Raw genomic sequence first — 6,000 nt, 5'->3', positions numbered from 1 at the left:
ACCCAGGCAGTCCTTGCCCTCGCCCGACGGCGCGTGAATGTCTTGTGGGCTTTGCTCCGTGACGGACGGTGCTACGAGGCAATACCACCCGTCACAGTCGCAGCTTGACAACGAGATTAGGAATCGTTGTTCACGACGTGCGTGACGTCGCCGACCTGGCCCGAACCGGACTTGGTCAGGTACATCCGGAACCTGATGTTCACCTCGGGCAGGTTGTGGTAGGCAATGCCGTCGCCGGCGTTGGCCGTCTGCACGTCACCGGCGCCCGACGCCTTCAGCGTGTAGAGGAGTTGACCGGTGCCGTCCATGAAGGCGGCGAGGACGACGCTGTAGCCGTCGGCGTCGTAGTCGGCCAGGAAGACGTAGTCGCCGTGCTCGGCGAAGCACAGGCGTCCGCCCTGGTCGACCGAGCCTATCGAGTCGGACTCGTCGGTGTACCAGACGTGGTCGCAGTCGACGGCCTCTGCGGGGGAGGCCACGACAAGGGTCCCGACGGTGGCGAGGAGCGCCGCCGCGCCAGCTGTGAGCAGTTTCTTCATGCGCATGAAGCGAAACCTTTCGAGCGGAGGGATCCGGATCGGCCGGTGGGCCGGACAAATGAGGGCCGTCACCCGGCCAGTCGGCATGATCATGCCAGAAACACCAGCGGCTGGGGCCGCTGCTTGCACTCGAGGCGATCGCCCGGCCGGCCGATGCCACCGACCGCTTGTGGATCGTGGATGGCACTCGCATCCCGGTCCGCGACCGGATGTCGGTGCCTCCAGCCGGAACTACCGATTTTCAGCGAACGTGCAGGTCATCGTGGACGCCGATACGCGCCTCGTGATCGCGACCGGTCGTCCACTGCCTGGCACCGCGGCGGACGCGCATGCCTGGCGGGCCTCGGGCCTGGCCGAGCACTGCCAAGGCGTCACCGTCCTGGCCGACGGCACCTGCCTCAACTGCGGCATGGTCACCCCACACCGCAAACGACCGCGCCGCGAGCTACTGCCCGGCGAGGAGAGCGATAACGCCGCCCACCGCAAAGTCCGTGCCCGTGTGGAGCATGTCATCGGCCGCATGAAGAACTACAAGATCCTCCGCGACTGCCGGCAGCACGGCAACAGCCTCCACCACGCCGTCCAAGCCGTCGCCCACATGCACAACCTCGCCCTCGCATCATGACCAGAGAACCGTCATCACAGGCCCTGACCTGCCCGAACACGGCCTTGTGCAACACGCTTTAAGTGCTGTCCCGTGATGCCACGAGGCTGAGGGTCATGCCGTGTCCGGGTCGGCGCCGATGGCACCGGCCGAGCGAAGCGAATGCCCGAGGTCTCCGGTGAGGATGCGGGGGTGGCGCCGCCACCACCACAGGTCGGGGCCGGGCAGCCTGTGGAACTGATCGAGTGCTTGGCCGTCGTCGTCGATGGTCACGGCCTTGAACTGGTCGTCCAGAGCTTTGATCCGCGGGGTCCAGAGCTGGACGACGTGTTCGTCCAGCAGGAGCCACGCCTCGTGCAGCCAGTTTCGGCAGTAGAGGTCGTTGGTGTACTCGTAGATGTCGTCGCCGTAGCCGCGCTCGATCGCGCTCGCCAGGGCAGCCCACGCGTTCATCCTTTCAGTGACCGTGAATGCCGTCCGCCAGCCGCGCTGGTGCAACAACTCTCCCACCTCGGTTTCAGTAACCACGCGCGCGAGGCTCTCATGCCGGATCCGTCCAGTCGACCGAGATGTGTCCCATCAGAGACTGGCGGCCCCGCAGCATGATCAAGATGAGACGATCTTGCCGTGGCTGGTGTGATCACGGCGTCGGAGCCGTCCTGGATAGCCCCGTTCAGCGGGCTCAGCCTGCAGCAGTTTGGGAAGCTGGTGACCGTTCTGCGGCGCCAGGGTGCGGACGCCGCCCGCAAGGGCCGGCCGTGGAGCCTTCCGCTGCTGGACCGGGCACTGCTGGTCGCGGCCTACTGGCGCACGAACCTGACCATGCGGCAACTCGCCCCGCTGTTCGGGGTGTCCAAGTCGGCGGCGGACCGCATCATTGACCACCTCGGGCCGATGCTCGCGCTTCAGCCCCGCAAGAGGTTTGCCAGGGACACTGTGCTCATCGTGGACGGCACCCTGGTCCCCACCCGCGACCCCACCATTGCCGAGCGGTCGAAGAACTACCGGTACTCCACCAACCACCAGGTCGTCATCGATGCCTACACTCGCCTGGTCGTCGTGGTCGGCCGGCCGCTCGCCGGAAACCGCAACGACTGCAAGGCATGGGAGGAGTCCGGCGCCAAGGCCGTCGTCGGCAAGACCATGACGATCGCCGACGGTGGCTACCCGGGCGCCGGACTCGTCATCCCGCACCGCCGCGAGCGCGGCCAGGCCGGACTTTCGGACTGGAAAGAGGAACACAACAAGTCCCACAAGCAGGTCCGAGCCCGCGTCGAGCACGCCTTTGCCCTCATGAAGACCTGGAAGATCCTCCGCGACTGCCGTCTCCAAGGCGACGGCGTCCATCGCGCCATGCTCGGCATCGCCCGGATGCACAACCTCGCCCTCGCCGGATAAGCGAGCGGGCCGCACAGCGGCCAACCATGCCCGAGGCAACCTGAAGATCATTTACGGGACGGCACTTAGGCAGAGACGTTGAGCGGTGGCAGTACTTGATGACTCGACCACTGCGAGGAGAGGTGCCGAAGTGCACCCGCTCCCTACGACGATCTTTCGGGCGCCCGCGTCAGGCAGTCGAGCTGCAGGACGCCGGAAGCTGCCGTCCCCGACAGCCGCACTGTCTTTGCATGCGCGTACCTGGATGCCCGTGTCTTTCCAGCGTATGGAAAGGTTCCTTCGATGTGCCGTGGCGGATGCAATGCATCCGGCGCGCGGAGTTGTGCTGTTGTTGCTGTGAGGAGAGTGTCGCAAGTGCGTGGTGTGAACGGGGTTTTGGCCGCTGTCGTCCTCGGGGCGGCGCTGGTGGGGTGTTCGTCGGGGTCGGACAAGTCCTCAGAGCCCGCGGGCAAGGCCGCCGAAGGCCAGAAGGTGCTGCCGCAGCGACTCGCGGCCCCCACCCAGGCGCAGAAGGACTGGGAAGCGAAGCCGGCGGCGGCCGAGCCCGGCTCCGATGCGCCGGTTTCACAGAAGCTCGCCTACGAGATCGAAACGGCGACCCTCAAGCTCGCGCACGCGCCGGGCAAGACGACCGCCACGTGCCCGAAGGATGTGAAGGCGAAGAACGGGGAACGGGTGACCTGCACCTCCACGTACGAGGGCGAAAGACTCACCTGGACCGTCACCTTCGGCGGTGACGGCTGGCTGCCCGGCTCCACCTCCTTCCAGGCCGTTCCCGATACCGGTCTGCTGACCAAGGTCGGTGTGGCGAAGCTGCTGTACGGCAACTACACCCCGAAGTTCGTCGCCTGCAACAACATCCCCGACGTGGCCAAGGTCCCCTTGAACCAGCCGTCGAAGTACAAGTGCGCAGTCGACAAGGAAGAGGAGATGTACGCCCAGGCCGTCCGCTCCACCGATGCGGGCCCGCGCGCCTTCTGACGTCCCGGTCCCCGGGACTGGCCGCCAACCTTGCGTGTTCAGGGAGCAGAGGTGCCAAAGTTGCGCGCGCGACAGCGTGTCGAGGTGGAGGTCGACTTCTTCGGATTCTGTCTGCAGGACGCCGACGACACCGCCGTACCCGTGCCGTATCCGGAAGCCCGCAGCAGCGCTGGGTTCGTCGCGGTGCTCGAGGGACGGATCGACGTGGAGAGCGCCGGGCACACCCACACCGCATACCTCGACGTGGAGGTCTGGGACGCGCCGGCGCCGCCCGCGGAGGAACGAGAGGCGTGGGAAGAACGGGCCGAGGCCGAACTCGGGTGCACGAGCGGCGAGCTCGCGGTGTGGGCGGCCGCAGGCCCGATGTCCGACCACATTCACCTCGCCGACCATGCGAGGCGTTGGGGGGTCCGGCTCTACTGCACCGGCCGCGAGGCCGTTCGGCCGCTCGCCGAGCAAGGCGTGCCCGAAGGCATCGAGCGCTACCTTGCCCAGTTCTGGCCCCTGACCGGCTGAGGCATCCGTTCAGGCCGGCGCCCGGGCCACAGCCCGGGCGCCCGGTGCGGCGTCAGGAGCGGATTCTCATCGTGAAGGCGTCTTCGTAGCCGTCGAGGATCCGGTTCTTCTTGTAGAACCGGCCCACCAGAATGCCCGCGTTGCGGATCTCGCCCCTGACCAGCGGCCGCACCGACGCCCAGCGCCTACTCGGCTGTCCCCGCCCAGGGTGCAGGCGGCCGGGTGGTGCCCGGGGGTACGGCGTCGCAAGTGGTGCCCTCGGCGGGGAGGTTCCGTTCGATCAGTGCGGCGTCCACCGCGTCGTCGATGCACCGGCCGCTCGTGCGGTACGCGGTGTGTCCGACGCCCTCGCGGGTGAGCAGGACGGCGTCCTTGAGGCGCTTCGTCATGGTCTGGGCCCAGTGGTACGGGGAGACGTTGTCCACACGGCCGCCCACCACCAGGATCGGCGGGGCGCCGGCGCCGGTGAGCTCCTTGGTGAAGCGGTCCTTGTTCTGGACGGGCCACCGCGCGCAGTTGAGCGCGCTGTAGGCCGCCCGGCTGGCCAGGCGCCCGCCGCGTGCGGCGATCTTCTTTGCCGCGGCGCGGTGCTCCGCCAGGTTGGTCAGGGCTGGCCAGTCGGCGCACCGTACCGCGGTGTGCTGCTCCTGGAGGGTCGCGAAGGGGCCACCGAACGGTGCGACCGTGACCTTCGAGACCACGAAGTGCAGGAGTGTGCCGTTGCCTTGCTGGGCGGCGAGCAGACCCGCGGTGAGGGTGGGCCACAGCGTCCGGGCTCCGGCGGCGGCCCGCGCGGCCTCGAGGGCTACGGCGCCGTCGAGTGTGCCGCCGGGGGTGAGGCCCTCGGCGGGCGGGACGTGCAGCGGCTTGGCCTCGAGCTGTGCGATCAGGGCGTCGAACGCGGACTGGGGGTCTCCGTCCCCGAACGGGCAGGCCTGCACGCCCTCGGTGCGGCATGTCTTGAACCAGGCGTCGAGGTTCTCCTCGTTGGAGACGGCGACGTCGTCGAGGAGGCGGAGCGGGTCGTTCATCCACAGACTGGTGTCGACGGGGGCGTCGATCACCATCTGGCGGACGCGGGCCGGGAACATCGTGGCGTACATGGGGCCGACCACGGTGCCGTAGGAGGCTCCGTAGAAGGTGATCTGCTCCTCGCCGAGCGCTGCACGGACCTGGTCGAGGTCGCGGGCGACGTTGTCGGTGGACAAGCTCGCCAAAAACGCGGGACTCCGGTGCGCCAGGCAGCCTTTGGCGAAGGTGTCGGCGTCAGCGAGCAGCCGTGTCCACGACTTCCCGCCGGGGATGGCCGGGTCCAGGTCGTCGGCCGCCACCTGGGCACGCTGCTCGTCGGTGAGACAGCGCACGGCGCCCGACTCACCGACCCCGCGCGGGTCCATACCGATGACGTCGAAGCGGGACACCACGTCCGGCGAGTACGGGCTGGTGGCGCTCTTGGGGTCGATGGACTTCACGGTCTCGGTGGCCGACACCCCCGGACCGCCCGGGTTGATGAACAGGCTGCCGATACGCCGTTGCGGGTCGGTGGCACGGTGACGGGTGACAGCGAGCGCGATCTGCTCGCCGTCGGGCGCGGTGTACTCCATCGGCACCTTGACGGTGGCGCAGTCCAGGCGAGGCCCGCACGCAGTCCAGTCAATCGGTTCAGGGACAGGCGCCGGCGCGGACGGCTCGGATTGCGTTGACGCCGCGGTGCTTCCGCTGACGCACCCGGTCAAAGTCAGCGCGGCGGCGGCCAGCAGCGCCGCAATCCGTAGAGAACGCGAGGGCACGGCGGACTGCCGGATAGATCGTGACATGCAAGCGACGCTATGCACCTCACCCGGCGTGCGCATCCGCCGAAGGTTTCTGGGGCCCCGACGAAAGTTGACGGTTTCCGCCCAGCAGACCACTTCCTGTGGTCGCTGCTCCGGGCGATCGTGTCCGACCCCGGGCCGCCTGCAT

Annotated in this window: 6 protein-coding genes and 1 pseudogene; 4 read left to right on the top strand and 3 right to left on the bottom strand. The window is 68.1% G+C overall.

The window, feature by feature from the left end; all coding sequences use genetic code 11:
* Window positions 1-116 precede the first annotated feature (116 nt).
* Window positions 117-545, bottom strand: a complete 429-nt coding sequence (locus tag G6045_RS22835; RefSeq protein WP_165333918.1) for a hypothetical protein — start codon at window positions 543-545, stop codon at window positions 117-119.
* An 86-nt stretch (window positions 546-631) separates the two neighbouring features.
* Between G6045_RS22835 and G6045_RS22830 the strand changes: the two are divergent.
* Window positions 632-1,164, top strand: a pseudogene (locus G6045_RS22830) (transposase family protein); the annotation flags it as partial.
* A 93-nt stretch (window positions 1,165-1,257) separates the two neighbouring features.
* On the opposite strand, the gene G6045_RS22825 reads toward G6045_RS22830, so the two are convergent.
* Entirely contained in the window at window positions 1,258-1,671 is a 414-nt protein-coding gene (locus G6045_RS22825) for a hypothetical protein (RefSeq protein ID WP_165333917.1), read from the bottom strand.
* A gap of 99 nt (window positions 1,672-1,770) precedes the next feature.
* Here G6045_RS22825 and G6045_RS22820 point away from each other — a divergent pair, with 99 nt between their 5' ends.
* The 3 genes from G6045_RS22820 to G6045_RS22810 all read left to right on the top strand — a co-directional run bounded on the left by G6045_RS22820 (window position 1,771) and on the right by G6045_RS22810 (window position 4,038).
* On the top strand, window positions 1,771-2,541 hold the full coding sequence (locus G6045_RS22820; RefSeq protein WP_165333916.1) for a transposase: 771 nt from the start codon (window positions 1,771-1,773) through the stop codon (window positions 2,539-2,541).
* Window positions 2,542-2,895: 354 nt separating this feature from the next.
* A complete protein-coding gene (locus tag G6045_RS22815) occupies window positions 2,896-3,522 on the top strand; it encodes a DUF4333 domain-containing protein (RefSeq protein WP_165333915.1) in 627 nt (208 codons plus the stop codon).
* A 60-nt stretch (window positions 3,523-3,582) separates the two neighbouring features.
* Window positions 3,583-4,038, top strand: a complete 456-nt coding sequence (locus G6045_RS22810; protein ID WP_165333914.1) for a hypothetical protein — start codon at window positions 3,583-3,585, stop codon at window positions 4,036-4,038.
* Between the two features lie 185 nt (window positions 4,039-4,223).
* Here G6045_RS22810 and G6045_RS22805 read toward each other — a convergent pair whose 3' ends face one another.
* Window positions 4,224-5,642: an alpha/beta hydrolase gene (locus G6045_RS22805; RefSeq protein WP_235968185.1), complete on the bottom strand. Its 1,419-nt coding sequence runs from the start codon at window positions 5,640-5,642 to the stop codon at window positions 4,224-4,226.
* Window positions 5,643-6,000 lie beyond the last annotated feature (358 nt).

It is taken from the genome of Streptomyces mesophilus (assembly GCF_011044995.1).
GTDB classification, from domain to species: domain Bacteria; phylum Actinomycetota; class Actinomycetes; order Streptomycetales; family Streptomycetaceae; genus Streptomyces; species Streptomyces mesophilus.
Note: the sequence above shows the minus strand (reverse complement) of the source record. Positions and strands in the feature narration are given on the sequence as shown.

Bases quoted from the DNA above. Each gene is read 5' to 3' on its own strand.
- G6045_RS22835 (WP_165333918.1), bottom strand. From the start codon at position 545: ATGCGCATGAAGAAACTGCTCACAGCTGGCGCGGCGGCGCTCCTCGCC.
- G6045_RS22805 (WP_235968185.1), bottom strand. From the start codon at position 5,642: ATGGAGTACACCGCGCCCGACGGCGAGCAGATCGCGCTCGCTGTCACC.